Raw genomic sequence first — 16,053 nt, 5'->3', positions numbered from 1 at the left:
CAGGCGCTGGCGCAGATCCGGTTCGAAGAACAGCCACATCTTGTGGTTTTCGGTCAAAAAGGGGCGGTCCATGTCAGCGTTGCTCACCACCAGGCTGGCGGTCGCGCTGTGAGTGACGGCAGTGCCAAAAAACTGCTCATATGCAACCGCGTCCCGCTCGAAGGTTGGCGGCAATGGCCAACTGACCTGCATCGGCCGCACCGGCGTGCGCGTGGCCAGTCGCGCCAGTTGCACGAAAAACACCAGCTTGAACGCCAGAAACACGGGTGGAGGCGACAGCGCAGGGTCAATGAAATCCAGGGTAATGGTGCTGTGCGTATCGGTACGCGCGATGCGGATGACCATCGGCGCAATCAGGCGCACGTAGGTCGCGATACGCTCCAGGGCACCTTTCAGGTTGGCGCTGCACAGTGCGGCAAAAAGCTCCGGGTCGAACCAGTCCGAAGACATGACCCTGGCGATCTGCAACGCGGTGGGCAGTTCGGGTTGCAACGACAGCGCTTCTGCGTCGATGGCTTCCCACAGGCGGAAGAAATCTGCGGGGTTCAGGCGCACATTCCGGCGTGCGAACAAATCGCCCGGCAAGTGCGCCCGTCGCAGCACAGGTGGTGCGGTAATGCCTGCGTCCTGCATCAGTAGTCGCCATCCTGGCCAGACTGAGTAATCGAGCGCCGAGCTGCGTTTGCCGTTCATGAGATGCCTTTTCGCCTGTGGTGCTTAGGCTCTGTACGAAAAGTCGGCGAGCGACGGTCAGGCAAGGAAGCGGCGTTTACGTGTTGTAAATGAGCATTCCGCACCTGCTTTTAGCGCCGCATCACCGAGCACAGCTACTTTTCGTAAAGAGCTTGGGATTGCCCGGAGTCTAGGTAGCCAACCGCGCCACCACAATAGCCAATGACGCCAGAATGCAGGGCCAAAGATTGGCGCGTTGTGTCGTCATTCTGGCGCGTTAGGCGAGTGTCAAAGCGTCGTGGCGCGAGCACGCTGTGTTGACGCGGTAAACGGCACGGCGACTGATTGCACCGCAATCGCCACGGCGCCCGACATCGTGATGCAGCATTACGACAGCCACCTATTCGACCCATGGTAATCAGATGAAAAAGACAGTTTTGATCACCGGCGCATCCTCAGGCTTCGGCTTGCTGCTCGCGACCCGGCTTTATGCGCAGGGCTTTGAAGTGGTCGGCACCAGCCGTCATCCCGAAAAGCATGCCGGTCGCTTCCCCTTCAAGCTGATACGTCTGGATGTGAATGACGACGCGTCCATCCAGGTGTTTGTCGCGGAGCTGTTCAAGCACATCCCGCGTGTGGATGTGCTGGTCAACAATGCCGGTTACATGCTCACCGGCCTTGCCGAGGAAACGCCGCTGGAGGCTGGGCGGGAACAGTTCGAAACCAATTTCTGGGGCACGGTCAAGGTCACCCAGGCGCTGCTGCCTTTCATGCGCAGCAAGAAGGGCGGCCAGATCATCACGGTCAGCTCGATCGTCGGGCTGATAGGGCCGCCCAATCTGTCCTACTATTCGGCGTCCAAGCACGCCGTCGAGGGCTACTTCAAATCGCTGCGGTTCGAGCTTGATCCGTTCAATATCCGCGTCAGCATGGTCGAGCCGGTCTGGTTCAAGACCCACCTGGGGCTCAATGCAGTGGCTGCCAAAGGCAAGCTGATCACAGACTACGATCTCTACAGAAAAAAGGTGGATGCTGCCACGCGTAAAGGCATCGACGAGGCCGAGGCGCCGGATGCGGTGGTCGAGAAAATCACCAGTCTCATAGGCACACGAAAGCCGCCGTTTCGCAACCCGGTCGGCAAGATGTCAGGGATGATTGTGTTTCTACAGCATCACGCACCCAAGATGTTCGAAGGCTCGATTCTGAAAAGTGTGGCATCGGCCCGATAGTCTGGCTCGCATATGGTTCTTCCCTGTCCGCTACTCATCGCTTCGAGGGCTTCACCATGAAATATTTTCTGTGCAAATACATCCCGCCACGCACTGACTTTATCAACACCCTGACCGACATCGAGCGTGGTCTGATGGCGCAGCACGGTATGTACCTCAACGAGCTGCTGGAAAAAGGTCTGGTCGTGGCACACGGTCCGGTGATGGACGATAAAGGCGGCTATGGCGTGTCACTGTTTCAGATTGCCGATAATCAGGACATCGCCGAAATCACCGCGCAGGACCCCATTGTCAGGCACGGAGCAGGTCATTACGAATACTACCCCATGCTCCACCTGAAATCGCGGGTGTGATCCTGCGCTTTACGCGTGGGTGCTGATCAGCTCCTTGATCCTTGCCGCCAGCACCTCCAGGCCGAACGGTTTGGTCAGTATCTGGGTCATCGGCTGTAGGTGGCAGCCGTCCAGAGCTGACGTTTCGGCGTAGCCGGTGATAAACAGCGTGGGCAGGGCGGGGCGACGCTTGCGAGCCACATCGGCCATTTCCCGACCGTTCATACCGCCTGGCAGGCCGACATCACTGATCAACAGGTCGATGTGCATGTCGGACTGCAGAATCTCCAGACCCGCCTGGGCATCGGCCGCTTCGAGGGCATGGTAGCCCTCGTTGGCCAGCACCTCCACGACGAGCATGCGCACGGACGGTTCGTCGTCCACCACCAGCACCGTTTCTCCGCGCCGGGCCGGCACCACTTCTTCGGTACTCTGATCGCTGGGCTGTTCGCCGACTTCAGCCATATAGCGCGGCAAGTGCATCACGATGGTGGTGCCTTGACCCTCGACTGACTCGACCTTGATCTGACCGCCCGACTGCCTGACGAACCCGTACACCATCGACAGACCCAGGCCGGTGCCCGCACCGATCGGTTTGGTGGTGAAGAATGGCTCGAACGCTTTGGTCACGGTATCTGGACTCATGCCGATGCCGGTATCCGTCACGCGGATGCTCAAGTGGTCGCCTGCGGCGATGCCGTGGTCCGGATCGATGCATTCGTCGAGCGATGCGTTGGCCGTTTCGATGGTGATTCGACCGCCGCCGGGCATTGCATCGCGAGCGTTCAGGCACAGGTTCAACAGGGAGTTTTCCAGCTGTGCGTGATCGATCAGCGCAGGCCACACGTTTTTGCCGGCCACCACTTGCAGTTCGATGGATGGCCCCACGGTGCGGCCGATCAACTCTTCCATCCCTTGAATCAGGGTGTTCACGTCGGTGACTTCAGGCGACAGCGTCTGGCGTCGGGAAAACGCCAACAGACGGTGGGTCAGCGATGCGGCGCGTCGAACGGCGCCCTGTGCGACGGAAACGTATTTGTCCACATCGCCCAGACGACCCTGAGCCATACGGGTCTGAATCATTTCCAGGCTTCCGGAAATGCCGGCCAGCAGGTTGTTGAAATCGTGGGCGATGCCGCCAGTCAGTTGCCCGACGGCGTCCATTTTCTGCGCGTGACGCAGGGCATCTTCGACTTGCTCGCGTTCATGGATGGCCTGCTCGATGCGCTGCTCGAGGGTCTGGTTGAGTTCTTTGACGGCCACCTCGGCCTGCTTTCGGGCGGTCACGTCGATGGACGAACCGATCAGGCCGATCACTTCACCGTCGTCATTGAGCAGCGGTGCCTTGGTGGACAGGAACGTGGCCGCAGAGCCGTCGGCCAGGTTGACCTGCTCCTCGATCTGCTCACTGGTGTTGCTGTCCATGATCCGGCGGTCGGTCTCCATGATGATCCGCGCCTGATCCTTGTCGTCGAGGAAATCCAGATCGGTCTTGCCAATGAAGAACTCTGGCGGCTTACCGATCAGTGCTGCCGTACCACGGTTGGCGACCAGCATCCGGCCTTCCAGGTCCTTGGCGTACACCACGCCGGGAACGGCTGCAGTGAAGATTTTCAGCAGTGATGTCAGCCGGTCCCGCTCTTGCTCGGCAGTGCGTCGCGCTTCGATATCGAGCAGCATGCCAGGGCAGCGTACCGGATGCCCTTCGACGTCGCGCTCGATACGGCTGGTGGCCTCCACCCAACGGTAGTCGCCGTCTTTGTGCATGACCCGGTACTCGCACCGGAAAATGTCGCCGTTGCGCAGCACGTCGCGAATCGCATCCGCGACCCTGGGTGTGTCATCCGGGTGAATCGATGCCATCACGCAATCGAGAGGCAAGCCTTCGCGGCATTTTTGCTTCGGCAGCCCGAAGGTGCGAGCGAAGCGCTCGTCGGCCACCAGCACATCGGCAGGAACATCCCACACCCAAGTGCCCACGACAGCGCCCGAGTCGAGCGCCAGCTGCATCTGCTCGTACGTTTCTTCGGTCGATGAAACCGATTGTCCTGAATGTATTGGCCTTTGATCAGGCGCATCGTTATTCATACGGTCGACTCGTTTGTGCGCTTGGTTTGCAAGGCCTCAGGCATCAGGCAATTTTGTGAGCCAGAAGTTGTGCAAACTAAAATCTTTTGCGGTCACATGGCGCACCATCGGTATCACTTACAGATGATCATTTCATAAAAGAGTGTTCCTGTGATGTTAAAAGAGCATCATTGTGCGCTGACGACCTGTTCCGGCAATAGCTGTGCCGGGCACTTGCCGACGTCTGGTATCTCATCCGTATTCGAAGACAGGAATGACCCCATGCCAGGCCAACGCCTCGCGGATCCAGCCGACAGCCCCGAGCGCCTCGCTGCGTTGCGCAGCTATGGCATTCTCGATACGCCCCGTGAGGCCGATTTCGATGACCTGGTCGAACTGGCGGCCAGGCTGTGCGGCGCACCCATTTCGGTGGTCAACCTGATCGAGGATCACCGGCAGTGGTTCAAGGCCGAGGTCGGGCTGGGCATCAGCGAGACGCCACTGGATGTGTCGATTTGTCGGCATGTGCTGCTGCAGCCGGGGATCACGATCATTTCCGACCTGCGCGAAGATCCGCGCATGTGCCTCAATCCGCTGGTCACGGCCGACGCCGGGCTGCGGTTCTACGCGGGTTGCCTGCTGCAGACCTCCGAAGGCCATGGGCTGGGCACACTGTGTATTCTCGATCATCAGCCGCGAATGCTGACGGACGAGCAGCAGTCGGCGCTGAAGATCCTCGCCAGGCAGGTCATGACCCAGCTGGAATTGAGGCGTTCGTTGCTGGAAAAAAACGTCTTGCTCCAGCAGAAAGAGATGCTGCTCAAAGAGATCAACCATCGCACCAAAAACCACCTGCAACTGATCATCGGCCTGATCCAGCTACAGATCCGGCAGTTGAGCGATCCTCAGGCGCAGGCGGCGCTGGTCGACACGTGCAGACGCATCACCAGCATTGCGGCGGTCCACGAGAAGCTTTACCAGGCCGATCAGGTCGAGGCCGTGAACGCGGGTGCCTATCTGGCTGAAGTCATTGCTGGCATTCAAGGCTCGGCGTCCAGCCACACGCTGTTCTCGGTGGACATGGACAGTGTCGTGCTGTCGCTGGACAAGGCGATTCCGCTGGCTTTGATCCTCAACGAATTGATCACCAATGCCTTGAAGTACGCCTATGACGAGACTTCGCCGGGCAGCGTCAGCATCAGCCTGAAGGTGATCGAAGGCCAGATCCGCCTGACCGTCGCGGATCAGGGCAAGGGCCTGCCGCCCGGTTTCGAAGTCAGGAAGAATGCCTCCGTGGGCATGCGCATCATCCGCTCACTGGCCCAGCAGCTCAAAGGCGACCTCGCCTTCGTCAACAGTGCGCCGGGTCTGGAATGCCGGTTGCTGTTTGCGCACTGACGGTTTTGATCGCCGTCATTATTGCGGCCATTGTTCCAGCAGCATCGCGACAAATTTTTCGGCGGCGGGGGAGAGTGACGCGCCGCGTCGAGACACCAGCCCCAGCGTTCTGATCACCACCGGGTCGGTCAGCGGGATGCTGACCAGCGTCGGGTGATCTTCGGCAGGCATCGCCAGGCTTGGCATGGCCGAGATGCCCAGTCCGGCTTCGACCATGCCCAATGACGTCGACAGATGCTGCACCTCGTAGAACCACTTCGGACGCCAGCCCAACCCGGCCAGCGCATGGTCGAGGATCATCCGGTTGCCGCTCAGGCGTCCCACGCCGATCAGTCGGTAATCGCTCAGTTCGATCCAGGCCACCGAGTCGCGCCTGGCCAGTTCGTGATCGCGTCGGCAGGCGAGCACGAACGGTTCTTTCACCAGCGGCACGAACTCGATGTCGGGGTGCTGGCCGCTCATCATATTGATGCCGAAATCCGCCTCACCACGTAGCACCGCTTCCAGGCCTTCGTTGGCGCTCAGGTCAAGCAGGCGGATACGAATCTGCGGATAACGTTCGTTGTACAGCCGGATCACGCTGGGCAGGAAGTAGAACGCTGCTGTCGGGATGCAGGCGAGGGTGACCTGGCCGATCTGACGTTCGGCCAGTTCGCGAATGTTGAGGATCGAATCCTCGAAATCATCCAGCAGGCGGCGCGCCTTGGGGAAAAAGTCCCGTCCGACACTGGTCAGGCTCACGCGTCGGGTGGTGCGATCCAGCAATGCTGTGCCCAGGCCTTGCTCGAGTTTCTTGATCCGGCGAGTCAACGCTGGCTGAGAAATGTGCAGCACGTCGGCTGCTTCGTGAAAGCTCCCCAGTTCGGCGATTTTCACGAAAGATCGGATGTCTTGCAGTTCATATTCCACTACACAGTCCTCGTGGCCGACATCGAAAGGGCTCTTTGATGACACGCTATTATTCTGTTAAGTGGAATAATAGCTACGATCTTTGCATTGGATAAGCAAAATTATCCGTGTGACTCTTGCTTCTAACACATCAATGCCTTCAATTGATCACCAAGAGTCAGACATTATGCAACCGATTCCCTGCGTCCTCATGCGCGGCGGCACCTCCAAGGGGCCGGTATTCCTCGCCAGTGATCTACCGGCTTCAACGGCTGAACGTGACGAGTTGCTGCTCACGGTCATGGGCTCGGGCCACGAGCTGGAGATCGACGGCATTGGTGGCGGCAGCCCGCAGACCAGCAAGGTTGCTATCGTCAGCCCGTCCCCGCACCCCGATGCAGACGTCGACTACCTGTTCGTGCAGGTCATGGTCTCCCAACGCCGGGTCGACACGGCACCCAACTGCGGCAACATGCTGTGCGCGGTCGGCCCATTCGCGGTCGAGCATGGTCTGGTGGCGGCGACCGGAGACGTCACTCAGGTGCGCATCCGCAACCTCAACACCGGCACCTTTGTCTGTGCGGATGTGCACACGCCGGGCGGTGAGGTCAGCTATGAGGGTGACACGCGTATCGACGGCGTCCCGGGCACCGCAGCGCCAGTGCAACTGACCTTTCTCGACGCGGCGGGCAGCAAGACCGGCAAGTTGTTTCCGACCGGCCGCCAGACCGATGTATTCGACGGCATTCCGGTGACCTGCATCGACATGGCAATGCCAATGGTCGTCATCGAAGCGTCGCTGTTGGGCAAGCGCGGCGACGAGAGCCCGGCCGAACTGGATGCCGATGTGGATTTTCTGCGCAGGCTCGAAGCCTTGCGAGTGCAGGCCGGCGCGGCGATGGGGCTGGGCGATGTGCGCGACAAAGTGATTCCCAAGCCAGTACTGGTCAGTCTGCCCAGCGCCGGTGGCACGCTCAAGGTCCGTTACTTCATGCCGCATAACTGTCACAAAGCCCTGGCAATCACCGGCTCGATCGGATTGGCGACGGCCTGTGTCAGCGACGGGACGGTTGTGGCCCGGTTGCTCGGACCGGTCGGCAGCGACCGGTTGCCGACGGTACGAATCGAGCACCCGAGCGGCGGCATCGAGGTGGCCATGAGCTACGTCGGGCCTGACCGGCAGACCATCCGGGCCTCTGTGGTGCGCACGGCACGCCGCCTGTTTTCCGGCCATGTGTACGCGCCCCTCGCGCAGCGTCTGGCCAGCTAGGCCTGACATCTGGTTTGATTGTTAAACCCGCATCAGAACAACTCCAATAATGGGTGATGCCTCATGAAAATCGCAAAATCACTGTACTTCCAGATTATCTGCGCCGTGATCCTCGGCGTGCTGGTCGGTCATTTCTGGGCTCAGCAGGCCGTCGCCCTCAAGCCTCTGGGCGACGCCTTCATCAAGCTGATCAAGATGATGATCGCGCCGGTAGTGTTCTGCACCATCGTCACCGGCATTGCCGGCATGAGCGACAAGCAGTCGCTCGGCCGTTTGATGAGCAAGACGCTGCTGCTTTTTCTGGGGCTGACCGTGGTCAGCCTGATCATCGGTCTGGTCGCGGTCTATGTGTTCCAGCCTGGCACCGGCATGAACATCGATCCTGCGAAGCTCAGCACCGCCGGGCTGTCGCAGTACACCGAGTCGGCGGCGAAGCTGGGTGTCGTGGACTTCTTCATGCACATCATTCCCGAGACCTTCGTCGGTGCGTTCAACAAGGGTGAAGTGCTGCCAGTGCTGTTCATCGCGGTATTGTCGGGCTTTGCGCTGTCTTCTCTGGGCGAGCGCGGCAAGCCGGTGTTGAACGTACTGGAGTCGGCGTCGCACATGGTCTTCAAGATCTTCTCCTACTTGATGCGCTTCGCTCCGATTGGCGCGTTTGGCGCCCTGGCGTTCACGGTCGGCCAGTACGGCATCACCTCGCTGGGCTCGCTCGCCAAACTGATCATGACGCTGTACATCGCCTGCGGTTTCTTTGTCTTCGTGGTGCTTGGGGGCATCTGCCGCGCCAACGGATTCAGTCTGTGGAAGCTGCTGCGCTATTTTCGCGAAGAGTTCCTGGTGGTGCTGGGTACTTCGTCCACCGAGCCGGTCATGCCACGCATGCTGGAAAAACTGCAAGCGCTGGGTTGCAAGAAAGGTGTGGTGGGGCTGGTGCTGCCGACGGGGTACTCCTTCAACCTGGATGGCACGGCGATTTACCTGTCGCTGGCGGCAGTATTCATCGCTCAAGCCTGCAACATCGAGCTGAGCATGACCCAGACACTGACCATGCTGGCGATCATGCTGCTGTCCTCCAAAGGAGCGGCGGGTGTGACCGGTAGCGGCTTCGTTGCGCTGGCCTCGACCCTGACCGTGATCCACGACATTCCGCTGGCAGGCCTGGCCTTGCTGATCGGCATCGATCGGTTCATGTCCGAAGCCCGTGCCTTGACCAGCCTGGCCAGTAACGCAGTGGCCACTGTGGTGATCTCGCTCTCGGAAAACGCCTGCGACCGCGAGGTGCTGATGCAGCAACTCGATCACCGCTCGACTGGCGCACACCCTTCGGTCAAATGGGAAAAACCTCAAGCCGTCGAGCGCACCTGATCCGCACGTCTCTGTAACACCGAACCGACAGCTTTCCCGCGACATCGGGCCTCGCCTACACGAGGTCCGGCGGGGTTTGCTGCGCTCGCTTATCCATAACAACAAGAGAATATGCCGATGCTTGCCTTCCTTGGCTTAGCCATGGTGGTGGTTTTCACCTACCTGATCATGTCCAAACGCTTGTCGCCCATCGTCGCGCTGACGCTGGTGCCGGTTGTCTTTGCCGTGCTGGGTGGATTTGGCGGCACCACAGGCAAGATGATGCTCGATGGCCTGAAAATGGTCGCACCGTCCGCCGCGCTGCTGCTGTTCGCGATTCTGTTTTTCGGGCTGATGATCGATGCCGGCCTGTTCGACCCGCTGATTCGCAAGATCCTCAAACGCGTCAACGGCGATCCGCTGAAGATCGCCGTCGGCACCGCGCTGCTGTCGCTGACCGTGGCGCTGGATGGCGACGGTACGACCACGTACATGATCACCTGTGCGGCGATGCTGCCCCTGTATAAACGCATCGGCATGAACCCGATGATCCTGGGCATCATCTCGATGTTGTCGCTGAGCATCATGAGCGGCATGACGCCATGGGGAGGGCCCGCGACGCGCGCCATTGCGGCGCTCGGGCTGGATGCGGGGGAGTATTTCGTGCCCCTGCTGCCGACCATGATCGGTGGCGCGGCCTGGGTGGTGTTCACCGCCTTTATGTTGGGCCGCAGCGAGCGCAAGCGCATTGGTAACGTGCAGTTGCAGAGCGGCGGCGGTAGTTGTTATATCGATGCCATCCTGGGCGATACACCCCACAAGCGACCGAAACTGGCCTACGTCAACCTGGCGTTGGTGATCGTGGTGATGGTGGCGCTGGTCATGGGCCTGATGCATTCGGCGATTCTGTTTCTGATCGGCTTCGTCGTGGCGCTGATGATCAACTACCCGCAACTGGATATTCAGAAAGAGCGGATTCTCGCCCACTCCGGCAATGCCATGACTGTCGTGCTGCTGGTCTTCGCGGCGGGGATCTTTGCCGGGATATTTTCCGGCACCAGGATGGTCGACGCGCTGGCGCAAACCCTGGTGAGCTGGATTCCGGCCGAGTGGGGTCACCTGTTCCCGTTGGTCGTTGCGATCACCAGCATGCCGTTGACCTTCGTGCTGTCCAACGATGCCTACTACTTTGGCGTGGTGCCGATTCTCGCCAACGCGGCCGCCGCCTACGGTATCAGCCCGCTGGAAATCGCCCGCGCCTCGATTCTGGGGCAGCCGGTGCACTTGATGAGTCCGCTGGTGGCCTCGACCCTGCTGCTGGTGGGCATGATCGATCGCGACATTGGCGACTTCCAGAAAGCCACCCTGAAATGGGCCGTGCTGACGTCGCTGGTGGTCACCGCGCTGGCGCTGCTCACCGGCGCGATTACCCTGTTCGTCTGACCCCGACACTTCGTCCTCGGCACTCCAGGCAGGCTCCGGTGTGTGGTGGAGACAATATAGAGCCTCGTACGTCAGCCGTGGCTGGTCGTCGAGGCCAGGTTCGCGGCCTGCACCGGCGAGCCTTTGGTCAGCGCGTAATACACCACGCCGCCCAGAATGCAGCCGGTGAACCAGGCGAAGTTGGCGATGGGCTTGAACCACGGAATGAAGGTGAAGCACAGGCCGACCAGCGCGGTCAGCACCAGCGCTTTCACCGCGACCCAGTTCACGCCGTTGGTGTACCAGTAGCGACCGCTCGGGGTGTCGTTGAACAGCGCATCGACGTCGATCTGCTGGTTCTTGATCAGGTAGTAGTCGACCAGCAGTATGCCAAACAGCGGTCCGATGCAGGCGGCCAGTACGTCCAGGGTGTAGTGGATCACTTCCGGGTTGTTGAACAGGTTCCAGGGCGTGATGAAGATGGAGGCCACGGCGGCGATCATGCCGCCTGCGCGCCAACTGATGCGGCTCGGTGCCACGTTGGCGAAGTCGAAGGCCGGGGACACGAAGTTGGCGACGATGTTGATGCCGACGGTCGCGGTGACGAAGGTGAAGGCACCCAGCAGGACGGCGGTGGTGTTGTCGATGCGGGCCACGGTGGCGATCGGGTCATGGATCATCTCGCCGAAGATCGGCAACGTGCCGGACACGATGACGACGGTCACCAGCGAGAACGCCAGAAAATTCACCGGCAGGCCCCAGAAGTTGCCACGGCGCACATCCGCCATGCTGCGGCAGTAGCGGCTGAAATCACCGAAGTTCAGCGTCGGGCCGGAGAAATACGACACCACCAGCGCGATGGCCATGACGACCTGACCGAACGCCGCCCAGCCTGACAGTTCTTTTTCGGCCAGGGTGAAACTGATGTTGTCCCAGCCCGCGCGCCAGACGATCCAGCCGGCGAGGGCGAACATCACGGCGTACACGGCAGGACCGGCCCAGTCGATGAAGCGTCGGATCGATTCCATGCCGGTCCAGAACACGGCGGCCTGCACCACCCAGAGGGTCAGGAAGCCGAACCAGCCCAGCCATGACAGGCCGAGAAAGGTCACGGTCTGATACGCCGCCAGATCCGGGAAGAAGCGCAGCACCACGATGACCAGCGCGCTGGACGCCAGGTAGGTCTGGATGCCGTACCACGCTACGGCAATCAGTCCGCGAATGATCGCGGGAATGTTGGCCCCGAACACGCCGAAAGCCAGGCGACAGATGACCGGGTAGGGGACTGCGGCTTTCTGGCTCGGCTGGGCCACGAGATTGGCAATCACCTGAATGATGCAGATGCCGACCAGCAATGCAATCAGCACCTGCCAACTGGCCAGGCCCAGCGCAAACAGGCTGGCGGCAAAGACGTAACCGCCGACGCTGTGCACGTCGCTCATCCAGAACGCCAGAATGTTGTACCAGGTCCACTTCTGCGGAACCGGTCCCAAATCATCGTTGTGCAGGCGCGAACTGTAGCCGGCCGGGCGTTGGTCTGTCATTGCGTTACTCCCTCGCTGAGTCGTGTCGGGATCGGGGTACGATCATTGATTTTTTTGTATACGATCGTGTACGCAAGACATGTGCCATTCGTTGTTCAGCGTAGCCCGGAGAACGCGAAGGCCCTGTCACAGGAAGGATTTTCTCTATAAAGCCGACACCTTGGTCAATCTGTTGCTTTTCGACGAAGTGCACGCAAACAGGGCGCTATTGCTCAGTTAAGGTGCGGGAGTGCGATGCAACGCGTAGCGCCGCTCCAGTATTCCACTTAGATAGCGCTATTCAGATCCGGATTCATCGGGCACTATTCTTGTATACGATCCGCACAATAAAGCGATGTGATGCCATGACCCGATCTTCCAGTGCTCCCCTGTTTGTCGCCCCCGCCGCCGATGAGAAAGGCCGCGATGAGCAGATCTATCAGCAGGTTCTGGAAGCTATCGTCGAGCATCGACTCGCGCCCGGCACACGATTGCCGGAAGACGCCCTGGCTGAAGTGTTCGACGTCAGCCGCACCGGAATCCGCAAGGTCTTGCAGCGTCTGGCGCTGGAACGTCTGGTGACCTTGCGGCCCAAGCGTGGAGCTGAAGTTGCCCAGCCGTCTGCGCAGGAAGCGCAGGATGTGTTGGGCGCCCGGCAATTGATCGAGCCTGCCTTGATGGACACCATCGCTTCACGCGTTAACGGTCAGCGTCTGGACGCGCTGCGTACGCTCTGTGATCAGGAGCACGCTGCGCAGCACGCCGGGCGTCACAGCGAAGCCATTCAACTGTCCGCACGCTTTCATGTGCAGTTGTGCGCACTGGCGGGCAATCAGGTGCTGACCGAACAGGTCGCGCAGTTGACCACTCGCTCGTCATTGATCCTCGCGGTGTACGGCTCGCGGCGCAGTGTCGGTTGCGACTGTGGCGAGCACGCTGATTTGCTGACCTTGCTGGAAGCCGGGCAGGGCGAAGAAGCCAGGGTGTGGATGGCCGAGCATCTGCAGCGCATCCGCGCCAGCCTGAACGTGGATGACCCGGTCAGCGAGACAGTGGATTTCCACAGTATTTTCAAACGGCGCTGAAGGAGGCCCGGTGCGTATTCAACTCATCAATCCCAACACCAGCGACGCCATGACCCGCAAGATGGGGCTGGCCGCAGAAGCCGTTGCGCGTCACGACACGCAGATCATCGCCTGTACGCCGGCCGACGGTCCGGTTTCCATCGAAGGCCATTTCGACGAAGCCATCGCGACGCTGGGTGTGCTGGAAGAGGTGCGCAAGGGCCGCGAGCAGCAGGTCGATGCGCACATCATCGCCTGTTTTGGCGACCCTGGCTTACTGGCTGCCCGTGAAGCCGCGCGCGCACCGGTGATCGGCATCGCCGAAGCGGCGTTTCACATCGCCAGCCTGATCTCGACCCGGTTTGCGGTGGTCACTACGCTGACCCGTACCCGAATCATCGCCGAGCATCTGTTACAGCGTTATGGGTTCAGTGAGTTGTGCACCTCGGTGCGCTGTATCGATCTGCCGGTGCTGGCGCTGGAAGAAAGCGGCCCGGAACTGGTCCAACTCATGGCCGAGCAGGCACGAAAAGCACGTGATGAAGAGGGCGCGGGGGCCATAGTTCTCGGCTGCGGTGGTATGGCCGATCTGGGCCGACAGTTGAGCGAAGCAGTCGGCCTGCCAGTGATCGATGGCGTTGGTGCAGCGGTAAAACTGGCTGAATCATTGGTGGACCTCGGATTGACCACCAGCAAACAGGGCGACCTGGCTGATCCGATCAATAAGCCCTTCAAGGGACGTTTTGCGTATCTGAGTCGTTAGGTAAAACGTCAGGTAAAACGTCGCCAACGGCTGCGCCGGAATGGTGGACCACTTCTTGGGGAATGGACGTATTCTCAAAGAAGAGATCCATCGTGGGAATGGGCGTGCCCACGAAGAAGAGGTCTATCGTGGGAATGGGCGTGCCCACGAAGAAGAGGTCTATCGTGGGAATGGGCGTGCCCACGAAGAAGAGGTCTATCGTGGGAATGGGCGTGCCCACGAAGAAGAGGTCTATCGTGGGAATGGGCGTGCCCACGAAGAAGAGGTCTATCGTGGGAATGGGCGTGCCCACGAAGAAGAGGTCCATCGTGGGAGTGGACTTGCCCACGAAGAAGAGATCCATCGTGGGAGTGGACTTGCCCACGAAGACGGGCCTTATTCAACCGCTGCATTCGGCATGAATGCCCCCGCTTCTTCGTGATCAGGTCCGCGCCACCGGCCTGCCGCTCATCCCTTGCTGTGCTCATCGGACGTCGGCGCCTCAACCACACCGCGGGGGCCGCTGATGCCCCAGATGCCTGCGCCCACGATAGGCAGCACCAGCACCAGGACAGTCCACCCGGCCTTGGTGCCTTGGGGCTTGGTCGAGCGCCACACGCTGTAGATAACCCACGCATCCAGTGCCAGAACGATGATCACGGCAGCGATCCAGAACACATTGAACGCTTCCATCCTGTACCTCCTTCTTGTCATACCGCCGGGACGCTCGTCAGCGAATCAGGCTCAGGCAACGTGATGTCACTGCGGCCCGGTGTCAGAATCACCTTGCGGCAGTCCTCTTCTTTCTTGTCGAAAATCTTGTAACCGGTGGCAGCGTCTTCCAGTGACATGCGGTGGGTGATGATCGCCTCGGGTTCCAGGCGGCCTGTTTCGATGTAGCCAAGCAGTTCCGGCATAAAACGCTGCACATGGGTCTGGCCCATCTTGAAGGTCAGGCCTTTGTCGAACGCATCGCCGAACATGAAACCGTGGATGAAGCCCGCGTAAACCCCCGGCACGCTGACCACACCGCCGCGTCTGACCGTCGCGATGCACTGACGCAACGCCTTGCCGCTGCTGCCTTCCAGTTTGAGGGTGGCGAGCACCGTTTCGGTGGTGCTGCCCTTGGCCTCGAAACCGACTGCATCCACCACCCCATCGACGCCGCGCATGCCGGGTGTCTGGCGGATGATGGTGTCGGCCGCGTCGTCGTCCTCATCGAAATTGATCGGGATCACGCCGTAAGTCTGCTGCGCATATGCCAGGCGATAGGGGTGGTGATCGACCATGAAAATCCGCTCGGCACCGAGCATTTTCGCGCATGCTGCGCTCATCAGGCCTACCGGGCCGGCACCGTAGATGGCGATGCTCGATCCCTTGCCAATCCCGGTATTGGTAACGGCCTGCCAGGCCGTGGGCAGGATGTCGGACAGAAACAGGACTTTCTCGTCCGCGAGCGTGCCGGGCACCTTGAATGGACCAACGTTGGCCTTGGGCACCCGCACGTATTCGGCCTGCCCACCGGGAATGCCACCGTACAAATGACTGAAGCCGAACAGCGCCGCACCCGGCGGAATGGATTTTTTATTGAGGATCGCACCGCGCCCGGTGTTGGTGGTTTCACAGGCTGCGAACAGGTCCTGATGACAGAAAAAGCACTCGCCGCACGCAATCACGAACGGGATGACCACCCGGTCGCCGCGTTGCAGCGAGGTCACGCCGGAGCCGGTTTCTTCGACGATCCCCATGAACTCGTGACCAAAGATGTCGCCGTGCTCCACGGTCGGGATCTTGCCGCGATACAGGTGCAGGTCCGAGCCGCAGATGGCTGTGGCCGTCACCCGCAGGATGATGTCGTCGGCCTGCTGAATCTCCGGATCCGGCACGGTGTCGACTTTTACGTTGTGTGCGCCGTGGTAGGTCAATGCTCTCATGGGAAGCCCTCGGTCTGATCAGAAAGTCCGTTCTGTTACTTCTGATGAGCCGAAGCAGGGTTTTTTGGTTCAGCGGATTTGCGCGATGCGGGACTAACGGTACCCCGCAAGCGACGATCAGAGACCGGCCTTGCTGTTCGTCGGCTGGCCGGAGATTGCCTTGAA

General features: G+C 60.3%; 15 protein-coding genes. 9 read left to right on the top strand and 6 right to left on the bottom strand.

Annotated elements, in window-relative coordinates; all coding sequences use genetic code 11:
* The coding region (locus BZK31_RS13505) for an AraC family transcriptional regulator ligand-binding domain-containing protein (RefSeq protein ID WP_244182678.1) at window positions 1-693 on the bottom strand (693 nt) is incomplete at its 3' end.
* A 401-nt stretch (window positions 694-1,094) separates the two neighbouring features.
* On the opposite strand from BZK31_RS13505, the gene BZK31_RS13500 reads away from it, so the two are divergent.
* Complete coding sequence (locus BZK31_RS13500; RefSeq protein ID WP_083183484.1) at window positions 1,095-1,901, top strand: SDR family NAD(P)-dependent oxidoreductase; 807 nt, start codon at window positions 1,095-1,097, stop codon at window positions 1,899-1,901.
* A 56-nt stretch (window positions 1,902-1,957) separates the two neighbouring features.
* Window positions 1,958-2,254 carry a YciI family protein gene (locus BZK31_RS13495; protein WP_083183483.1) on the top strand — a complete coding sequence of 99 codons (297 nt, stop codon included), beginning with the start codon at window positions 1,958-1,960 and terminating at the stop codon, window positions 2,252-2,254.
* 9 nt (window positions 2,255-2,263) lie between these two features.
* On the opposite strand, the gene BZK31_RS13490 is transcribed toward BZK31_RS13495, so the two are convergent.
* A complete protein-coding gene (locus BZK31_RS13490) occupies window positions 2,264-4,321 on the bottom strand; it encodes a hybrid sensor histidine kinase/response regulator (protein WP_083183482.1) in 2,058 nt (685 codons plus the stop codon).
* 261 nt (window positions 4,322-4,582) lie between these two features.
* Between BZK31_RS13490 and BZK31_RS13485 the strand changes: the two genes are divergently transcribed.
* Complete coding sequence (locus tag BZK31_RS13485; protein ID WP_167377956.1) at window positions 4,583-5,698, top strand: sensor histidine kinase; 1,116 nt, start codon at window positions 4,583-4,585, stop codon at window positions 5,696-5,698.
* A gap of 18 nt (window positions 5,699-5,716) precedes the next feature.
* Here BZK31_RS13485 and BZK31_RS13480 read toward each other — a convergent pair whose 3' ends face one another.
* On the bottom strand, window positions 5,717-6,607 hold the full coding sequence (locus BZK31_RS13480) for a LysR family transcriptional regulator (protein ID WP_083183480.1): 891 nt from the start codon (window positions 6,605-6,607) through the stop codon (window positions 5,717-5,719).
* 166 nt (window positions 6,608-6,773) lie between these two features.
* On the opposite strand from BZK31_RS13480, the gene BZK31_RS13475 reads away from it, so the two are divergent.
* From BZK31_RS13475 to BZK31_RS13465, 3 genes are all read left to right on the top strand, one after another.
* A complete protein-coding gene (locus BZK31_RS13475) occupies window positions 6,774-7,856 on the top strand; it encodes a 4-oxalomesaconate tautomerase (RefSeq protein WP_083183479.1) in 1,083 nt (360 codons plus the stop codon).
* A 63-nt stretch (window positions 7,857-7,919) separates the two neighbouring features.
* A complete protein-coding gene (locus BZK31_RS13470; RefSeq protein WP_083183478.1) occupies window positions 7,920-9,224 on the top strand; it encodes a dicarboxylate/amino acid:cation symporter in 1,305 nt (434 codons plus the stop codon).
* 117 nt (window positions 9,225-9,341) lie between these two features.
* Window positions 9,342-10,646: a CitMHS family transporter gene (locus BZK31_RS13465; RefSeq protein ID WP_083183477.1), complete on the top strand. Its 1,305-nt coding sequence runs from the start codon at window positions 9,342-9,344 to the stop codon at window positions 10,644-10,646.
* A gap of 71 nt (window positions 10,647-10,717) precedes the next feature.
* On the opposite strand, the gene BZK31_RS13460 is transcribed toward BZK31_RS13465, so the two are convergent.
* Entirely contained in the window at window positions 10,718-12,169 is a 1,452-nt protein-coding gene (locus tag BZK31_RS13460; RefSeq protein WP_083183476.1) for an NCS1 family nucleobase:cation symporter-1, read from the bottom strand.
* A gap of 344 nt (window positions 12,170-12,513) precedes the next feature.
* On the opposite strand from BZK31_RS13460, the gene BZK31_RS13455 reads away from it, so the two are divergent.
* From BZK31_RS13455 to BZK31_RS29445, 3 genes are all read left to right on the top strand, one after another.
* The gene (locus BZK31_RS13455) at window positions 12,514-13,233 is read left to right on the top strand and encodes a GntR family transcriptional regulator (RefSeq protein WP_083183475.1); all 720 of its coding nucleotides are present in this window, start codon (window positions 12,514-12,516) and stop codon (window positions 13,231-13,233) included.
* Window positions 13,234-13,243: 10 nt separating this feature from the next.
* Complete coding sequence (locus tag BZK31_RS13450; protein WP_083183474.1) at window positions 13,244-13,975, top strand: aspartate/glutamate racemase family protein; 732 nt, start codon at window positions 13,244-13,246, stop codon at window positions 13,973-13,975.
* A 62-nt stretch (window positions 13,976-14,037) separates the two neighbouring features.
* Window positions 14,038-14,376 carry a hypothetical protein gene (locus tag BZK31_RS29445; RefSeq protein WP_157900731.1) on the top strand — a complete coding sequence of 113 codons (339 nt, stop codon included), beginning with the start codon at window positions 14,038-14,040 and terminating at the stop codon, window positions 14,374-14,376.
* Window positions 14,377-14,422: 46 nt separating this feature from the next.
* On the opposite strand, the gene BZK31_RS13440 is transcribed toward BZK31_RS29445, so the two are convergent.
* On the bottom strand, window positions 14,423-14,647 hold the full coding sequence (locus BZK31_RS13440; RefSeq protein ID WP_083183472.1) for a PLD nuclease N-terminal domain-containing protein: 225 nt from the start codon (window positions 14,645-14,647) through the stop codon (window positions 14,423-14,425).
* Window positions 14,648-14,664: 17 nt separating this feature from the next.
* On the bottom strand, window positions 14,665-15,888 hold the full coding sequence (locus BZK31_RS13435; RefSeq protein WP_083183471.1) for a zinc-dependent alcohol dehydrogenase: 1,224 nt from the start codon (window positions 15,886-15,888) through the stop codon (window positions 14,665-14,667).
* Between the last annotated feature and the right edge of the window lie 165 nt (window positions 15,889-16,053).

Origin of the sequence: Pseudomonas floridensis, assembly GCF_002087235.1 — a bacterium.
In the GTDB taxonomy this organism is placed as follows: domain Bacteria; phylum Pseudomonadota; class Gammaproteobacteria; order Pseudomonadales; family Pseudomonadaceae; genus Aquipseudomonas; species Aquipseudomonas floridensis.
This window is presented reverse-complemented; position numbering and strand designations above follow the sequence as displayed.